At 73.0% G+C, this 15,474-nt stretch carries 13 protein-coding genes; 5 read left to right on the top strand and 8 right to left on the bottom strand.

Annotated elements, in window-relative coordinates; all coding sequences use genetic code 11:
* Positions 1–7: 7 nt before the first annotated feature.
* The 5 genes from OG447_RS11260 to hutU all read right to left on the bottom strand — a co-directional run bounded on the left by OG447_RS11260 (position 8) and on the right by hutU (position 6,418).
* Positions 8–682: an LPXTG cell wall anchor domain-containing protein gene (locus tag OG447_RS11260; RefSeq protein ID WP_266936349.1), complete on the bottom strand. Its 675-nt coding sequence runs from the start codon at positions 680–682 to the stop codon at positions 8–10.
* Between the two features lie 144 nt (positions 683–826).
* Entirely contained in the window at positions 827–2,005 is a 1,179-nt protein-coding gene (gene hutI / locus OG447_RS11255; protein WP_266936348.1) for an imidazolonepropionase, read from the bottom strand.
* 191 nt (positions 2,006–2,196) lie between these two features.
* Complete coding sequence (locus OG447_RS11250; protein WP_266936347.1) at positions 2,197–3,540, bottom strand: formimidoylglutamate deiminase; 1,344 nt, start codon at positions 3,538–3,540, stop codon at positions 2,197–2,199.
* A gap of 11 nt (positions 3,541–3,551) precedes the next feature.
* A complete protein-coding gene (locus OG447_RS11245; RefSeq protein ID WP_266938832.1) occupies positions 3,552–4,742 on the bottom strand; it encodes an allantoate amidohydrolase in 1,191 nt (396 codons plus the stop codon).
* 11 nt (positions 4,743–4,753) lie between these two features.
* Complete coding sequence (gene hutU, locus OG447_RS11240) at positions 4,754–6,418, bottom strand: urocanate hydratase (RefSeq protein ID WP_266936346.1); 1,665 nt, start codon at positions 6,416–6,418, stop codon at positions 4,754–4,756.
* A gap of 104 nt (positions 6,419–6,522) precedes the next feature.
* Between hutU and OG447_RS11235 the strand changes: the two genes are divergently transcribed.
* A complete protein-coding gene (locus tag OG447_RS11235) occupies positions 6,523–7,887 on the top strand; it encodes a diaminopimelate decarboxylase (protein ID WP_266936345.1) in 1,365 nt (454 codons plus the stop codon).
* A gap of 155 nt (positions 7,888–8,042) precedes the next feature.
* On the opposite strand, the gene OG447_RS11230 is transcribed toward OG447_RS11235, so the two are convergent.
* Positions 8,043–8,885 (bottom strand): MurR/RpiR family transcriptional regulator, encoded by an 843-nt coding sequence (locus OG447_RS11230; protein ID WP_266936344.1) that lies wholly within the window; start codon positions 8,883–8,885, stop codon positions 8,043–8,045.
* Positions 8,886–9,041: 156 nt separating this feature from the next.
* Between OG447_RS11230 and OG447_RS11225 the strand changes: the two genes are divergently transcribed.
* Complete coding sequence (locus OG447_RS11225; protein ID WP_266936343.1) at positions 9,042–9,410, top strand: hypothetical protein; 369 nt, start codon at positions 9,042–9,044, stop codon at positions 9,408–9,410.
* 446 nt (positions 9,411–9,856) lie between these two features.
* Here the strand turns inward: OG447_RS11225 and OG447_RS11220 are convergent, their stop codons facing one another.
* Complete coding sequence (locus OG447_RS11220) at positions 9,857–11,242, bottom strand: cystathionine beta-synthase (RefSeq protein WP_266938831.1); 1,386 nt, start codon at positions 11,240–11,242, stop codon at positions 9,857–9,859.
* Between the two features lie 136 nt (positions 11,243–11,378).
* On the opposite strand from OG447_RS11220, the gene OG447_RS11215 reads away from it, so the two are divergent.
* The 3 genes from OG447_RS11215 (at position 11,379) to OG447_RS11205 (ending at position 15,051) form a co-directional block, all read left to right on the top strand.
* The gene (locus OG447_RS11215) at positions 11,379–12,404 is read left to right on the top strand and encodes an SGNH/GDSL hydrolase family protein (protein ID WP_266936342.1); all 1,026 of its coding nucleotides are present in this window, start codon (positions 11,379–11,381) and stop codon (positions 12,402–12,404) included.
* 216 nt (positions 12,405–12,620) lie between these two features.
* On the top strand, positions 12,621–13,841 hold the full coding sequence (locus OG447_RS11210; protein ID WP_266936341.1) for an acetyl-CoA C-acetyltransferase: 1,221 nt from the start codon (positions 12,621–12,623) through the stop codon (positions 13,839–13,841).
* A 394-nt stretch (positions 13,842–14,235) separates the two neighbouring features.
* On the top strand, positions 14,236–15,051 hold the full coding sequence (locus tag OG447_RS11205) for a hypothetical protein (RefSeq protein WP_266938830.1): 816 nt from the start codon (positions 14,236–14,238) through the stop codon (positions 15,049–15,051).
* On the opposite strand, the gene OG447_RS11200 is transcribed toward OG447_RS11205, so the two are convergent.
* A complete protein-coding gene (locus OG447_RS11200) occupies positions 15,035–15,373 on the bottom strand; it encodes a hypothetical protein (protein ID WP_266936340.1) in 339 nt (112 codons plus the stop codon). The two genes, OG447_RS11205 and OG447_RS11200, sit on opposite strands and share 17 nt — an antisense overlap.
* Positions 15,374–15,474 lie beyond the last annotated feature (101 nt).

Genomic DNA, 15,474 nt, shown 5'->3' with positions numbered 1-15,474 from the left:
GCTCCGTTCAGGACCGGGCCCGCCCACCGCGCCGGGTCAGCCAGAGCACGCCGGCGGCGCCGGAGAGCAGCACGGTGGCGCCGAGGGTGCCGAGGGCGAGGGCGGAGTCGGTGGGTCCGGTCTGCGGGAGGGTGCCGGGGCCCTCGCCGCCGGGCGGCGGGACGCTGCCGGCGGGGGCGGTGACGTCCAGTTCCAGGGCCGGTCCGGGGCTGTTGCCGGGGGTGCAGGTGGTCGTGGTGCCCATGGCTTTGATGGTGAGCACCCCGGCGGTGAAGGTGACCTTGCCGCTCTTCTTGGGCGTGTAGGTGCCTGAGAGGTCGGTGATCTTGATGGGGGTGTTGGCGGGTGCGGCCTCCGGGTTGGGCGGGCCGGACACCGGTACGGAGACCTTCTCGGCCCCGTCGACGAGGATGACCGCGCTGGGGTTCATCGCGCCCTTGCCGAGCTCGATGGGGCTGGACGAGACGCCCTTCTGGAAGGACATCGTCAGCTTGTAGCCGTCGCCCTCTTTGACGGCCTTGATGTCGATGGGCGACACCGCCGACTTGTCCCCGATCGGGGTCTTGCAGTCGTAGGCCACGTCGACGACGGCGGCGTGCGCCGCGGGGGCGGCCAGCAGTACCGCCGATCCGGCCAGCGCGGAGGCCAGCGCGAGCGCGGTGGAGCGTTTCCGGTTGGACACCTTCGTCTTCCCCTCGGGCCACAAGTTACTGACGACACATCAGATTGGTGGCTCAAGGTACGCCCGGGACCTTACGGAGGGAAGACAAAGGACAGCCCGGATCAGCGGCCCGTCGGCCGCACGGTTTCAGCCGTTTCCGCGCGTTCAGACCACCCGTACGCCCCGCTGCCAGACGGCGGAGACGAGCGGGACGCCGGGCCGGTAGGCGAGGTGGACGTGGCTGGGGGCGTCGAGGAGGGCCAGGTCGGCGCGGGCCCCGGGGGTGACGGCGCCGATGTCGCCGCGGCGCAGGGCGCGGGCGCCGCCGGCGGTGGCCGACCACAGGGCCTCGTCGGGGGTCATGCGCATGTCCCGGACGGCGAGGGCGATGCAGAAGGGCATCGAACTCGTGTAGGAGGAGCCGGGGTTGCAGTCCGTGGAGAGGGCGACGGTGGCGCCCGCGTCGATCAGGCGGCGGGCGTCGGGCCACTGGGCGCGGGTGGAGAACTCGGCGCCCGGCAGCAGGGTGGCGACCGTGGTCGCGGCGGCCTGTGCGAGGGCGTCCACGTCCGCGTCGGTGAGGTGGGTGCAGTGGTCGGCGGAGGCGGCCTCCAGCTCCACGGCGAGCTGCACGCCGGGGCCGTAGGACAGCTGGTTGGCGTGGACGCGCGGGATCAGCCCGGCGGCGGCGCCCGCGGTGAGGATCGCGCGGGCCTGGTCCCCGTCGAAGGCGCCCTTCTCGCAGAAGACGTCCACCCAGCGGGCGTACGGGGCGCAGGCCTCCAGCATCTCGCCGGTGACCAGGGCCACGTAGGCCGCCGGGTCCTCGGCGTAGTCGGGGGAGACGATGTGCGCGCCGAGGTAGGTGACCTCCTCGGTGTGCGCGGCGGCGATGCGCAGGGCCCGGGCCTCGTCGGCGACGGTGAGGCCGTAACCGGACTTGGTCTCGAAGGTGGTGGTGCCCTGGCGGCGGGCCTCGCCGAGGTGACGGACCAGGTTGGCCTCCAACTCGTCGTCGGTGGCGGCGCGGGTGGCGGCGACGGTGGTGCGGATGCCTCCGGCGGAGTAACTGCGGCCCGACATCCGGGCGTTGAACTCGGCGGTGCGGTCGCCGGCGAAGACCAGGTGCGAATGGGAGTCGACGAAGCCGGGGATGACGGCGCGGCCGGCCGCGTCGTACGCGGTGTCCGCCGGCGGGGCCTGTGCGGTGGGGCCGACCCAGGCGATCCTGTCGTCCTCGATGACGACGGCCGCGTCCTGGATCAGGCCGAGGGGGGTGCCGTCGCCCAGGGCGGGGTCGTTGGTGACGAGGCTGCCGATGTTGGTGATTGCGGTGGTGGTCATGGGTTCCTCTCGGGGCTTGCCTGTCCCCCACCCCGCCCCTTCCCGAAACCGGGCTCTGCCCGGACCCGGTCCTCAAACGCCGGACGGGCTGAAAGATTCAGCCCCTCCGGCGTTTGAGGAGCGGGGTCTGGGGCGGAGCCCCAGTTCGGGAAGGGGCGGGGTGGGGAGAAGGCCCGCCGCAGGCGTTGCGGTCAGGCGCGGAGGGCGGCGATGGACTCGGCGAGGGCGGACGGGACGTCGGGGACCAGGCTGTGGGCGCCGTCGCGGACGATGTGGCGGCCACCCACGACCGTGTGGCGGACGTCCGCCGCCGTCGCGGCGAAGACCGCGGTCTCGGCGCCGAGCCGCGGCAGTGGACCGGCCGTCCGTACGGAGTCCAGCGCGACGGTGGTGAAGTCCGCGAGCGCGCCCGGCTCCAGGCGCCCCGCGTCGGGCCGGCCGAGCGCCGCATGGCCATCGGCGGTCGCCGCCGACAGCAGGGCGTTCGCCGTCCAGTGGCCCCGGGTACGGCTGCGCAGGCGCTCGTTCAGCTCCATCGCGCGGGCCTCTTCGAACAGGTCGATCACGGCGTGGCTGTCGCTGCCCAGCGACAGCGGGCTGCCCGCCTGCTGGAGGCGGACCGCCGGGCCGATGCCGTCGGCGAGGTCGCGTTCGGTGGTGGGGCACATGCAGGTGCCGGTGGTGGTGCCGCCCAGGAGGGCGATGTCCGCGTCGGTGAGGTGGGTGTTGTGGACGCCGGTGGTGCGCGGGCCGAGCACCCCGTGGTCGGCGAGGAGCTGGGTGGGGGTGCGGCCGTGGGCGGCCTGGCAGGCGTCGTTCTCGGCGGTCTGCTCGGAGAGGTGGACGTGCAGGGGGGCCTGGTGCTCCTCGGCCCAGCGGGCCACGGTGGCGAGCTGGCCGGCGGGCACGGCGCGCACCGAGTGGATCGCCGCGCCGATCAGGGCGTGCTCGCGGGGCTTCAGCGCGCCGACCCGCTCCGCCCACGCCTCGGCGGTGCCGTCGGAGAAGCGCAGCTGGTGCGGGTCGGGCGCCCGCCCGAATCCGGCCGAGAGGTACGCCGTGTCCAGGAGGGTGATGCGGATGCCGGCCGCGGCGGCCGCCTCGATCAGGGCCTCGCCCATGGCGTTCGGGTCGGCGTAGGGGGCGCCGCCGGGGGCGTGGTGGACGTAGTGGAACTCGCCGACGTTCGTGATGCCCGCCAGCGCCATCTCGGCGTAGACGGCGCGCGCGAGCGCGAAGTAGCTGTCCGGGGTGAGATTCTGGGCGACCTTGTACATGAAGTCGCGCCAGGTCCAGAAGGTGCCGCTGCCCACCTGGACGGTGGAGCGCAGCGCGCGGTGGAAGGCGTGGGAATGCGCGTTGGCCAGGCCCGGGAGGGTCAGGCCGCGCAGGACCTCCGCGCCCGGGGGCGGGGTCTCGACCCCGGTCCGCACGGCGGCGATCCGCCCGTCCTCCGCCACCTCCAGGGCAACGCCCGGCTCGACGTGGGTGCCGAGCCAGGCGTGCTCCAGCCAGTACGTCCTGTGCGCAGTCACCGCGTGCCCCTTCAACTGCATGCGAGTCCTTCCAGTACGTCGGCGAGGGCGAGGACTCCGGCCACGCAGTCGTCCTCGGCGGCGAACTCCTTCGGGGAGTGGGAGACGCCGGTCGGGTTCCGTACGAACAGCATCGCGGTCGGGACGGCCGCGGAGAGGATTCCGGCGTCGTGTCCCGCCCCGGTGCCGAGGACGGGGACGGACCCGCCCAGGATCCGGTTCATCTCGTCGCGCAGGGCGTGCTCGAACTCGACGACCGGGGTGAAGGACTCCCGGACGACCGCGAGGTCGATGCCGTCCTGGCCGGCGCGCTCGTGGGCGGCCTTCTCGATGGCGGTGACGACCGTGTCGAGGGTGGCCTGGTCGGCGGCGCGCGAGTCGAGCCAGCCGCGCACCAGGGACGGGATCGCGTTGACCCCGTTGGGCTCGACGGAGATCTTCCCGAAGGTGGCGACCGCCCCGGCGAGGGCCGCCTCGGTCCGGGCGGCCAGCACGGTCGCCGCGTAAGTGAGCATCGGGTCGCGGCGGTCCACGAGGCGGGTGGTGCCGGCGTGGTTGGCCTCACCGCGGAAGTCGAACCGCCAGCGGCCGTGCGGCCAGATCGCGGAGGCGATGCCGACCCGGTCGCCTGAGAGGTCCAGGGCCCGGCCCTGTTCCACGTGCAGTTCGACGAAGGCGCCGATGCGGCCGAGGCGTTCGGGGTCGGCCCCGATGGCCTCGGGGTCGTAGCCTGCGGCCTCCATGGCCTGGGGCAGGGCGATGCCGTCGGCGTCGCGCAGCTCGTACGCCTTCTCCTTGGTCAGCTGTCCGGCGGCGAGCCGGGAGCCGACGCAGGCGAGGCCGAAGCGGGCCCCTTCCTCGTCACCGAAGTTGGTGATGGCCAGGGGCCTGGCGAACTCCGCACCCCTCCTGCGGAGTTCGTCCAGGGCCGCGAAGGAGGACACCACCCCGAGGGGGCCGTCGAAGGCCCCGCCGTCGGGGACGGAGTCCAGGTGGGAGCCGGTGACCACGGCGTCCCCCGCGAGGGGGTCGCCGAGCCAGGCCCACTGGTTGCCGTTGCGGTCGGTCTCGTACGTCAGCCCGCGCGCCTCGGCCTGGGCCTGGAACCAGGTCCGGCAGTCGGTGTCGGCCCCGCTCCAGGCGTACCGGCGGTACCCGCCGGTGTCGGCGTTCCTGCCGATGGGTGCGAGCTCGGCCCACATCTCGTGGAAGGTCACGCGTCGTCGCCCTCGCGCATCGGGACGCGGACCCCGCGCTCGTCCGCGACGGACTCCGCGATGTCGTAGCCCGCGTCGACGTGGCGGATGACGCCCATGCCCGGGTCGTTGGTGAGGACCCGGCGGATCTTCTCGCCGGCGAGCGGGGTGCCGTCGGCGACCGTGACCTGGCCGGCGTGGATGGAGCGGCCCATGCCGACGCCGCCGCCGTGGTGGATGGAGACCCAGGAGGCGCCGGAGGCGACGTTGACCATGGCGTTGAGCAGCGGCCAGTCGGCGATGGCGTCGGAGCCGTCGAGCATGGCCTCGGTCTCGCGGTACGGGGAGGCCACCGAGCCGCAGTCGAGGTGGTCGCGGCCGATGACCAGCGGGGCGGCCAGTTCACCGCTCGCGACCATGTCGTTGAAGCGCTCGCCGGCCTTGTCGCGCTCGCCGTAGCCGAGCCAGCAGATGCGCGCGGGCAGGCCCTGGAAGTGGACGCGCTCGCCCGCCATCTTGATCCAGCGGTGCAGGGACTCGTTCTCCGGGAAGAGCTCCAGCATCGCCTTGTCGGTCTTGTGGATGTCGGACGCCTCGCCGGACAGGGCGGCCCACCGGAAGGGGCCCTTGCCCTCGCAGAACAGCGGCCGGATGTAGGCGGGGACGAAACCGGGGAAGGCGAAGGCGCGGTCGTAGCCGGCCAGCTGGGCCTCGCCGCGGATGGAGTTGCCGTAGTCGAAGACCTCGGCGCCCGCGTCCATGAAGCCGACCATGGCCTCGACGTGCGTGGCCATGGACTCGCGGGCCCGGGTGGTGAAGCCGGCGGGGTCCTTGGCCGCGTAGGAGGCCATGTCCTCGAAGGCAACGCCGGTCGGCAGGTAGGCGAGCGGGTCGTGCGCGGAGGTCTGGTCCGTGACGATGTCGATCGGCGCGCCCTCGGCCAGCATCTGCGGGAGCAGGTCGGCGGCGTTGCCGAGCAGGCCGATGGAGAGCGGCTTGCGGGCGTCGCGGGCCTCGACGGCCAGCTGGAGGGCGTGCTGGAGGCTGTCGGCCTTCACGTCCAGGTAGCGGTGCTCGATGCGGCGCTCGATGGCGCGCGGGTCGACGTCGATGCAGATCGCGACGCCGTCATTCATCGTCACGGCCAGCGGCTGGGCGCCGCCCATGCCGCCGAGGCCGGCGGTGAGGGTGATGGTCCCGGCCAGGGTGCCGTTGAACTTCTTGGCCGCGACGGCCGCGAAGGTCTCGTAGGTGCCCTGGAGGATGCCCTGGGTGCCGATGTAGATCCACGAACCGGCCGTCATCTGGCCGTACATGGTCAGGCCCAGCTGCTCCAGGCGGCGGAACTCCTCCCAGTTGGCCCAGTCGCCGACCAGGTTGGAGTTGGCGAGCAGGACGCGCGGCGCCCACTCGTGGGTCTGCATCACGCCGACCGGGCGGCCGGACTGGACCAGCATCGTCTCGTCCTGCTTGAGGGTCTGCAGCGTGCGGACCATCGCGTCGTACGAGCGCCAGTCGCGGGCGGCCTTGCCGGTGCCGCCGTAGACGACCAGCTTGTCGGGGTGCTCGGCGACCTCGGGGTCGAGGTTGTTCTGGAGCATCCGCAGCGCGGCCTCCTGCTGCCATCCCAGGGTGCTGAGCTCGGTGCCTCGCGCGGCCCGTACGGGGCGGGGTCCTGACATGGCGGTGCCTCCTCCGATGTTGGTCAATCTATTCACATCCTCCCGCCCTGAATAGATTCAGTCAACAGCTGCGGGCGGCGGCGTCGGATGATGGGATGGCGGGCATGGCTGCCGAGACGCACACGCCGACGGACCCGGAAGGCGCCGCCGCGCGCCGCGACCGGGCCGTACGGGCCGCCGTCGAGCAGGGCCTCGTCGGCGGGGCCGACACCGCCGAGCCGCTGACCTGCCTGCTGGACACGGCCGGGATCCGCGCCTCGGCCGCCGCCCTGACCAGCGCCTTCGCGGCCGCACTGCCACCCGGCACCCCCGTCCTGCACGCCTTCGCCGTCAAGGCCGCCCCGCTCGTCCCGGTGCTGCGGCTGCTCGCCGACGCCGGTCTCGGCTGCGAGGTGGCCAGCCCCGGCGAACTGGCCCTGGCCCGGGCGGCCGGGGTGGGGCCCGAGCGGACCGTCCTGGACTCCCCCGCCAAGACGGCGGCCGAACTGCGCGAGGCCCTGGCCCTGGGCATCGCCGTCAACGCCGACAACCGGCAGGAGCTGGAACGCCTCGACGCGCTCGTCGCCGCCGCGCCCACCCGGTCCCCGGTCGGGATCCGGATCAACCCGCAGACCGGGGCGGGCGCCATCGACGCGCTGTCCACCGCCACGGCGACCTCGAAGTTCGGCGTCCCGCTGCGCGATCCCGGCGCGCGCGCATGGCTGGTACGGGCCTGCCTGGACCGGCCGTGGCTGACCCGCCTGCACACCCACTCGGGCTCCCAGGGCGTCCCGCTGCCCCTGATCGCCGAGGGCGTACGGGAACTGCACGCGCTGGCCGAAACGGTCAACGCGGCGGCCGGACGCCGGCAGATCGACACCCTCGACATCGGGGGCGGCCTCCCGGTGAACTTCACCTCGGACGCCCACACCCCGGGCTACCCGGAGTACGTGGCCGCCCTGCGCGCGGCCGCCCCGTCCCTGTTCGACGGCTCGTACGGCCTGGTGACGGAGTTCGGCCGGTCCCTGCTGGCCAAGCACGGCCTGGTCCTCGCCCGGGTCGAGTACACCAAGACCACCGGGGCCCGCCCCATCGCCCTCACCCACGCCGGGGTCCAGCTGGCGACCCGTACGGTCTACGCCCCGGCGGCCTGGCCGCTGCGGATCCTGCCGTACGACGCGAAGGGCGGCCCGAAGACCGGCGACCCGGTCGCCCAGGACATCGCGGGCCCGGCCTGCTTCGCGGGCGACCTCCTCGCCACGGGCCGGGAGCTGCCGCGGCTGGCCCCGGGCGACCTGATCGCCGTCCCGGACACCGGGGCGTACTTCTTCACCGCCCACTACGGCTACAACAGCCTGCCGCGACCGGCGGTGCACGGCTTCACGGTGGATCCGGCGGGCGGCGTCCGCTTCAGCCTGGCCCGCCCGGAGCAAAGCCTGTCCGCGATCGTCGCGGAGGCGGGCGGCGGCTTCCGGGACGCGCTGCTGTAACCGCTGCGCGCGGGCTCCTGGGGCTCCGTCCCAGACCCCGCGCCTCAAAGGCGGGCGGCGTCAGCCAAATCCAGCCTCGCCGGCGTTTGAGGCGCGGGGGTGCGGGGGCGGGGCAGGCCCCCGGGCGGAGCCCCCGGCAGCGGCGCCGCAGGGCGTCAATCCACGAACAGGCCCCGCGCAGCGGCCCTGGCGTCGAAGGCCTCCAGCCGTGCCTGCGCGTCCGGCAGCGCGTCCGCCATCGCCTCCAGCAGGACCCGGCCCAGCAGCATCGGCGCGCAGGCCGTGTCGAAGGCCAGGCCCGTGCCGACCGGCGCCGGGATCAGCAGGTCCGAGTGGCGGGCCACCGGAGCGAAGACCGAGTCGGCGACCGTCACCACGGTCAGCCCGGACCGGCGCGAGCGTTCGAGGGTGTCCACGACCTCCCGGGGGTGGCGGGGCAGCGCGAAGCAGAGCAGCGCCGTGGCGCCCTCGTAACGGGCCGCGTCGATGCGGTCCTCCAGCATCGAGCCGCCCTCGTCGAGGAGCCGTACGTCGGGATGCACCTTGGCGGCGAAGTACGCGAAGCCGCGCGCCTGCGAGGACGCCGCCCGGAGCCCCAGCACCGGCAGCGGGACCGAGGCGGCGAGCAGCCGGCCCGCCTCCTGGACCGGCGCGGGGTCGGCGAGCATCGCCGCCAGCTGCCGCAGGTTCTCGATCTCGCCCTGGACGGCCTGCTGGTACTCGTTGTACGCGTCCTCGTGCGCGGCGCCCGCCCGCTCCGCCGGAGCCACCTCGCGCAGGTGCCGGCGCAGGGCGGGGTACCCGTCGAAGCCGAGGGCCACCGCGAACCGGGTCACCGAAGGCTGGCTCACCCCGGCCAGTTCCGCGAGCTCCACGCTCGACAGGAAGGGCACCTCCGCCGCTCCGCGCACCATGCAGTGCGCGATCCGCCGCTGGGTAGGTGTCAGCCGGTGGCCCTCGAACAGCTTCTGCAACCGCGCGGCCGGGCTGTCGCTCATCCCGTCCCCTCCGTCCCGGTGATTTATTCAGTCACGGAGCACTCTGCATGCGGTTATGCAGCTCGGCAAGCCGGTGCCGGTCCGCGAGACGGTCCCGGCGGGGATACGGGGGCTAGCCCCAGTGCCGGGGGCCGCGGCGGTTCCTACGGTGGGGCCATGGACGCGCACGCCCAAGAGCTGAAGAAGGAACTCGACGCCACGCTGGACGCCCGGCGGGAGCTGGGTCCGGAGTACGAGTCCGCGCTGGTGGACTCGTTCGTCGAGAAGGTCGACACGCAGGTCCGGCGCCGACTCGCGGAGGAACGCCTGTCCGCCGCGCGCGGCTCCGCCGGTCCTGCCGTGGTGGACGGGAACTTCGGTGAACGTTTCGGCTTCGCGATCATCACGCTGGTGCTGGCGATTCCCTTGTCCGCCATTGCCGCTACTCAGGCTCATCTGCCGGGCCTGCTCGTCGCCTGGGGCGGCATCGTGGGCGTGAACTTCATCCACGCCACGAAGCGTTTCCGGCGGGGGTCCGCCGAGTAAGTCCGGGCGCGGCGCCGCTTCGGGGGCTCCGCCCCCGCACCCCCGCGCCTCAAACGCCGGCGAGGCTGAGTTGTGCCAGGCGGGCGGCATCAGCCAAATCCAGCCTCGCCGGCGTTTGAGGCGCGGGGTCTGGGGCGGAGCCCCAGGAAAGGGTGTGGCGCGGGGACCGCCGCACCCCGGTTGCCCGGGGGCGGGACGACGGCGGTCCCCGCGATGGACACGGCCGGGTCAGGGCCTTCCGCGTCCGAGACGTCCACGTGGTCCGGGAGCCGCTCCGGAGGCACGCAACGCCGTTCGGTGACGCCGGCCGGGATCCGGTCTCCCGGGCTTCCCTGCCGACGAACACCACTGTGCCGGAGCCGTGTTAAGCCGGTGCTGCCGTCACGTGTCGGGCCCGTACCGTTTGCACGACGGCCGAGCGCGGCCGCGTCCCGCGAGCCCGCGGGCTACTTCGCCGTCTTGGCCAGGAAGGCGAGCAGGTCCTGACGGCTCACCACGCCGGTCGGCTTGCCCTCGACCAGCACGATCGCCGCGTCCGCCTCGCCGAGCACCGACATCAGCTCGGCCACCGGCTCGCCGGAGCCGACCTGCGGGAGCGGGGCGCTCATGTGCTTCTCCAGCGGGTCGCCGAGGGAGGCCCGCTGCGCGAACAGCGCGGCGAGGAGCTCCTTCTCGACCACGGAACCGATGACCTCGGCGGCCATCACGTCCGGGTGTCCGGCGCCCGGCTTCACGATCGGCATCTGCGAGACGCCGTACTCGCGCAGGACCTCGATGGCCTGGCCGACCGTCTCCTCGGGGTGCATGTGGACCAGGGAGGGGATGCCGCCCTCCTTGTCGGCGAGCACGTCGCCGATGCGCGCTGAGGGCCCGGCCTCCTCCAGGAAGCCGTGCCCGGCCATCCACTCGTCGCTGAAGATCTTGCTGAGGTAGCCGCGGCCGCTGTCGGGCAGCAGGACGACGACGACGTCGTCCGGGCCCAGGCCCTCGGCGGCGCGCAGGGCGGCGACGACCGCCATGCCGCAGGAGCCGCCGACGAGGAGGCCCTCCTCCTTCGCCAGCCGGCGGGTCATCTGGAAGGAGTCCTTGTCGGACACCGCGATGATCTCGTCGGTGACGTTCGGGTCGTAGGCGGTCGGCCAGAAGTCCTCGCCGACGCCCTCGACGAGGTACGGGCGGCCGGAGCCGCCGGAGTAGACCGAGCCCTCGGGGTCGGCGCCGACGACCTTGACCTTGCCGCCGGACACCTCCTTCAGGTAGTTGCCGGTGCCGGAGATCGTGCCGCCGGTGCCGACGCCCGCGACGAAGTGGGTGATCTTCCCGTCCGTCTGTTCCCACAGCTCGGGACCGGTGGTCTCGTAGTGCGAACGCGGGTTGTTCGGGTTGCTGTACTGGTCGGGCTTCCAGGCGCCCGGCGTCTCGCGCACGAGGCGGTCGGACACGTTGTAGTACGAGTCCGGGTGATCGGGGTCGACGGCGGTCGGGCAGACCACCACCTCGGCGCCGTACGCGCGCATGACGTTGATCTTGTCGAGGGACACCTTGTCAGGGCAGACGAAGATGCACTTGTAGCCCTTCTGCTGGGCCACGATGGCGAGTCCTACGCCCGTGTTGCCACTGGTCGGCTCCACGATGGTGCCGCCGGGCTTGAGGGCTCCGCTCTGCTCGGCCGCCTCGATCATCCGTACGGCGATCCGGTCCTTCACGGATCCGCCGGGATTGAAGTACTCGACCTTGGCCAGCACGGTGGCCTGGAGGCCTTCGGTCACACGGTTGAGCTTCACCAGCGGGGTGTTGCCGACGAGGCTGATCATCGAGTCGTGGAATTGCACCATGTTCTCCAAGGAGGGGACTCCACGGGTTCTCCGGGAGGTCCGGCCAGAGTATGCGGAAAGGGATTGGCCGACCGTCCGTACGGGGCAGGTAGGTCAAACGAGGCTCAGTCAGGGAAGCGAGGTGGCCTGAAGAGTGTCCAGAGCGAGAACAGCCCGTCGGATCGCGGCGGGGGCAGCGTACGGCGGGGGCGGACTCGGACTGGTCGGGGCCGCCGCGGTGGGACTGGTGCTGGCGGAGGTGCAGTTCGCCAAGCGGACGGTGGGCACCGGACTGGGGGACCCGCCGCGCGCGGACGGGCTGTACGGGAGCGAGTTCTCCGGGCCCGAACAGAGCCCCGGCCCGCTGCGCCTGGGGATGCTGGGCGACTCCACGGCGGCGGGCCTCGGCGTACGGCGGGCCCGCCAGACCCCCGCGGCCCTGCTGGCCTCCGGGCTGGCGGCGGTGGCCGAGCGGCCGGTGGAGCTGCGCAACGTGGCCCAGTCGGGGGCCATGTCGGACGATCTGGACCGGCAGGTGAACCTGCTGCTCGACGGAGCCGCCGGGCACGAGGCGCCCGCCCCCGACGTGTGCGTGATCATGATCGGCGCGAACGACGTGACCCGCCGGATGCCGCCCACCCAGTCGGTGCGGCTGCTCACCTCGGCGGTCCGCAGGCTGCGCCTGGCGGGGACCGAGGTCGTCGTGGGCACCTGCCCGGACCTGGGCACCATCGAGCCGGTGTACCAGCCGCTGCGCTGGATGGCCCGCCGGGTCTCGCGCCAGCTGGCCGCCGCGCAGACGATAGGGGTGGTCGCGCTGGGCGCCCGTACGGTCTCGATGGGGGATCTGCTGGGTCCCGAGTTCGCCGCGAACCCGCGCGAGATGTTCGGTCCGGACTCCTACCACCCCTCGGCTGAGGGGTACGCGACCGCCGCCATGGCCGTGCTGCCGACCCTGTGCGCGGCGCTCGGGCTGTGGCCGGAGTCGGACCGGCTGGACGTGTCGCGGGACGAGGACATGCTCCCGGTGGCGAAGGCCGCGTCCGCTGCCGCGGGCGAGGCGGGTACGGAGGTCACGGCGGCCCGTGGCCCCTGGGTCCTGCTCAAGCACCGCCGCCGGCGCCGGGTCGAGGCCGAAGACCTGGCGTCCCCGGCCGCGGAGGTCGCCGGCCCGGTATAGCCGCTGCGCGGTGCCCGACGCGACTGAGCCAAATCCAGCCCCTCCGGCGTTTGAGGAGCGGGGTCCGGGGCAGAGCCCCGGCAGCGGCGCCGCACCGGTCGACACCGGCAGACCCCGCGGGAGCGACCGGCATCACACCCCCCACCCGGTGAATTCCACCGTACGGGGCGGTAACTTCGCATGCGGTCCCGCAACGTCGCACCCCTTGGAGCCCCGATGCCCGAAGCCGTCATCGTTTCCACTGCCCGCTCGCCCATCGGGCGCGCCTTCAAGGGTTCCCTCAAGGACGTCCGCCCGGACGACCTGACCTCCACGATCATCCAGGCCGCCCTCGCCAAGGTCCCCGGGCTGGACCCGCGCGAGATCGACGACCTGATGCTCGGCTGCGGCCTCCCCGGCGGCGAGCAGGGCCACAACCTGGGCCGCATCGTCGCCGTGCAGATGGGCATGGACCACCTGCCGGGCCTCACGGTCACCCGCTACTGCTCCTCCTCGCTCCAGACCTCCCGCATGGCGCTGCACGCCATCAAGGCGGGCGAGGGCGACGTCTTCATCTCCGCGGGCGTCGAGATGGTCTCCCGCTCGGTGAAGGGCTCCTCCGACGGCCTGCCGGACACCCACAACCCGCTCTTCGCCGACGCGGAGGGCCGTACGGCCGCCGTCGCGCAGAGCGAGGGCGCGTCCTGGCGCGACCCGCGCGAGGACGGCCTGGTCCCGGACGCGTACATCGCGATGGGCCAGACCGCCGAGAACCTGGCCCGCCTCAAGGGCGTGACCCGCCAGGACATGGACGAGTTCGGCGTGCGTTCGCAGAACCTGGCCGAAGAGGCGATCAAGAACGGCTTCTGGGCCCGCGAGATCACCCCGGTCACGACCCCGGACGGCACCGTCGTCTCCACCGACGACGGCCCGCGCGCCGGCGTGACCCTGGAGGCCGTCCAGGGCCTCAAGCCCGTCTTCCGCCCCGACGGCCTGGTCACGGCCGCCAACTGCTGCCCGCTGAACGACGGCGCCGCCGCGCTGGTCATCATGAGCGACACCAAGGCGCGGGAGCTGGGCCTGACCCCGCTGGCCCGGATCGTCTCCACCGGTGTCACCGGCCTCTCCCCCGAGATCATGGGCCTGGGCCCGGTCGAGGCGTCGAAGCAGGCCCTGAAGCGGGCCGGTCTGACGGTCGGCGACATCGACCTCTTCGAGATCAACGAGGCCTTCGCGGCGCAGGTCATCCCGTCCTACCGCGACCTGGAGATCCCGCTGGACAAGCTGAACGTCAACGGCGGGGCCATCGCCGTCGGTCACCCGTTCGGGATGACCGGTGCCCGCATCACCGGCACCCTGATCAACAGCCTCCAGTTCCACGACAAGCAGTTCGGCCTGGAGACCATGTGCGTCGGTGGCGGCCAGGGCATGGCCATGGTCATCGAGCGGCTGAGCTGAGCCGCAGCGGAGGGTAGGGGTCGCCCGAGGGACGAGGGCGGCACCTGCCCGCAGCGCAGGCGAAGCTCAGCGCGACCAAGAGAGAGAGCGGCTCAGCTGATCACCGCTGAGTAACCGTGAAAACACGGCATCTGGGCCAGACGGCCGCTGACCTGCGTACTGACGCCGGATCTAATCCCGTCGCGGCCCATCTGTGACCGAATCTCCCCCAGGATGTGACCTTTGTCCTGGGGGAGAGGTATTTCCGCAGGTCAACACCGGTACGCATGGGACGGGTGTGACCAAAGCCCTGTCCAATTCGTGACGTAATGCACTGCACGCCATTCCCAGGTCAGGACACTCTGATGTAGGAAGTCGGGGGATCGAACACAACGGGAGTTAGTCAGTGAGCGCCATGTCTCTTGCCCTGCTGCTGACCACGGCCGCTGCCACGGCCGTGGGCGCTGCTGCGCTGCACGCCGTCCACGGACTGCGCAAGCAGGTCACGGCCCTGCGCGGTGACCTGGCCGGACCGGCCCACCCTCGCGGTGTGACCGTCCCGCACGCCCGCCACGCCGTGGAGTCCCCCGCCGCGGAGATACGAGCCGCCGTGGCCGAAGCCCTCGCCGAGGAGCGCGAGCGCGAGCTGGCCGAGGCGCGGGCCTTCTGGGCCGCTCAGGAGGCCCGCGACGCCGCCGACGCGCCGTCCCTGCTGGGCGGTCTGCCCGGGCTCGGCGAGGACGCACCGGTCTTCCTGCCCCGGCAGGCCGACATGGTGGGTCTGGACCAGGTCCTCGGCGACGAGGCCGTCGACGAGTACCCGGCCTACCCCGAGGATTCGGCCGAACTGGCCGCCGCCCGCCGGCGCCACCCCTCGCACCCGGACTTCGTGCCGGTGCAGGCCTCGCACCCCGGCGCCGACCACGAGCGCACGGTGAGCCGTCTGGAGGAGCTCGCGGAGGCCCGTACGGCCCTCGCGGACGTCCGTCCCGGCCCGCTGGGCACCCTGGACGTGTACGTCTTCACCGACGGCACCACGCTGTGCATGACCCCGGGCCACCGGGAGACCGCCGAACGCCTCGCCGAGGCCCTGCGCTCGGGCACCGCTCCCGTCCTGCTGGGCGGCTCGGGCATCTCCGGCGCGTACGCGCTGACCTTCTCCTGCGGTGACGCCGAGGACCCCGACAGCAACGTCTACATCCTCGCGGACCGCGTCATCGCCTCGCTCTGACTTCCGCCTGCTCCACCAGCCGCACGGCCTCGTCCAGCACCTCGGACGGGGCCGTCGAGCCGTTCCGGTCCGGCGCGGTCCGCAGCGCCTCGGCGAGGTCCAGCCCGGCCACGGCCACCTGGTCCCCTACGACGAACAGGCCCGCCTCCGGCATCCGGCGCACCGGGCCGCCCCGCTCCAGCCCCTGCGCCGTGGCGGAGAGCTCGCGGGCCAGTTCGAGGGCCACGGCGGCGGCTCCCTGCCGGAGGCGGCTCTGCGGGGCGGCCCGGAGCCAGTCGGCGAAGCGTTCCACGACGGCCGTCAGGGGTGAAGTATCGAGCACGCGGCCGACCTTACGCGCCGCCCGGGCACCATTGCCAACGGGCGAACTCTCCGGCACGGTGTCGTGAAGAGAACAGCACGGCGATACCTCCGGAGGCGCCC

It is taken from the genome of Streptomyces sp. NBC_01408, from assembly GCF_026340255.1.
In the GTDB taxonomy this organism is placed as follows: Bacteria; Actinomycetota; Actinomycetes; order Streptomycetales; family Streptomycetaceae; genus Streptomyces.
Note: the sequence above shows the minus strand (reverse complement) of the source record. Positions and strands in the feature narration are given on the sequence as shown.

What these genes read in the sequence shown, in the direction of transcription:
- hutI (WP_266936348.1), bottom strand. Translation starts at nt 2,005, where the DNA reads ATGACCACCACCGCAATCACCAACATCGGCAGCCTCGTCACCAACGAC.
- OG447_RS11245 (WP_266938832.1), bottom strand. Translation starts at nt 4,742, where the DNA reads ATGTGGGCCGAGCTCGCACCCATCGGCAGGAACGCCGACACCGGCGGG.
- hutU (WP_266936346.1), bottom strand. Translation starts at nt 6,418, where the DNA reads ATGTCAGGACCCCGCCCCGTACGGGCCGCGCGAGGCACCGAGCTCAGC.
- OG447_RS11235 (WP_266936345.1), top strand. Translation starts at nt 6,523, where the DNA reads ATGGCTGCCGAGACGCACACGCCGACGGACCCGGAAGGCGCCGCCGCG.
- OG447_RS11230 (WP_266936344.1), bottom strand. Translation starts at nt 8,885, where the DNA reads ATGAGCGACAGCCCGGCCGCGCGGTTGCAGAAGCTGTTCGAGGGCCAC.
- OG447_RS11225 (WP_266936343.1), top strand. Translation starts at nt 9,042, where the DNA reads ATGGACGCGCACGCCCAAGAGCTGAAGAAGGAACTCGACGCCACGCTG.
- OG447_RS11210 (WP_266936341.1), top strand. Translation starts at nt 12,621, where the DNA reads ATGCCCGAAGCCGTCATCGTTTCCACTGCCCGCTCGCCCATCGGGCGC.
- OG447_RS11205 (WP_266938830.1), top strand. Translation starts at nt 14,236, where the DNA reads ATGTCTCTTGCCCTGCTGCTGACCACGGCCGCTGCCACGGCCGTGGGC.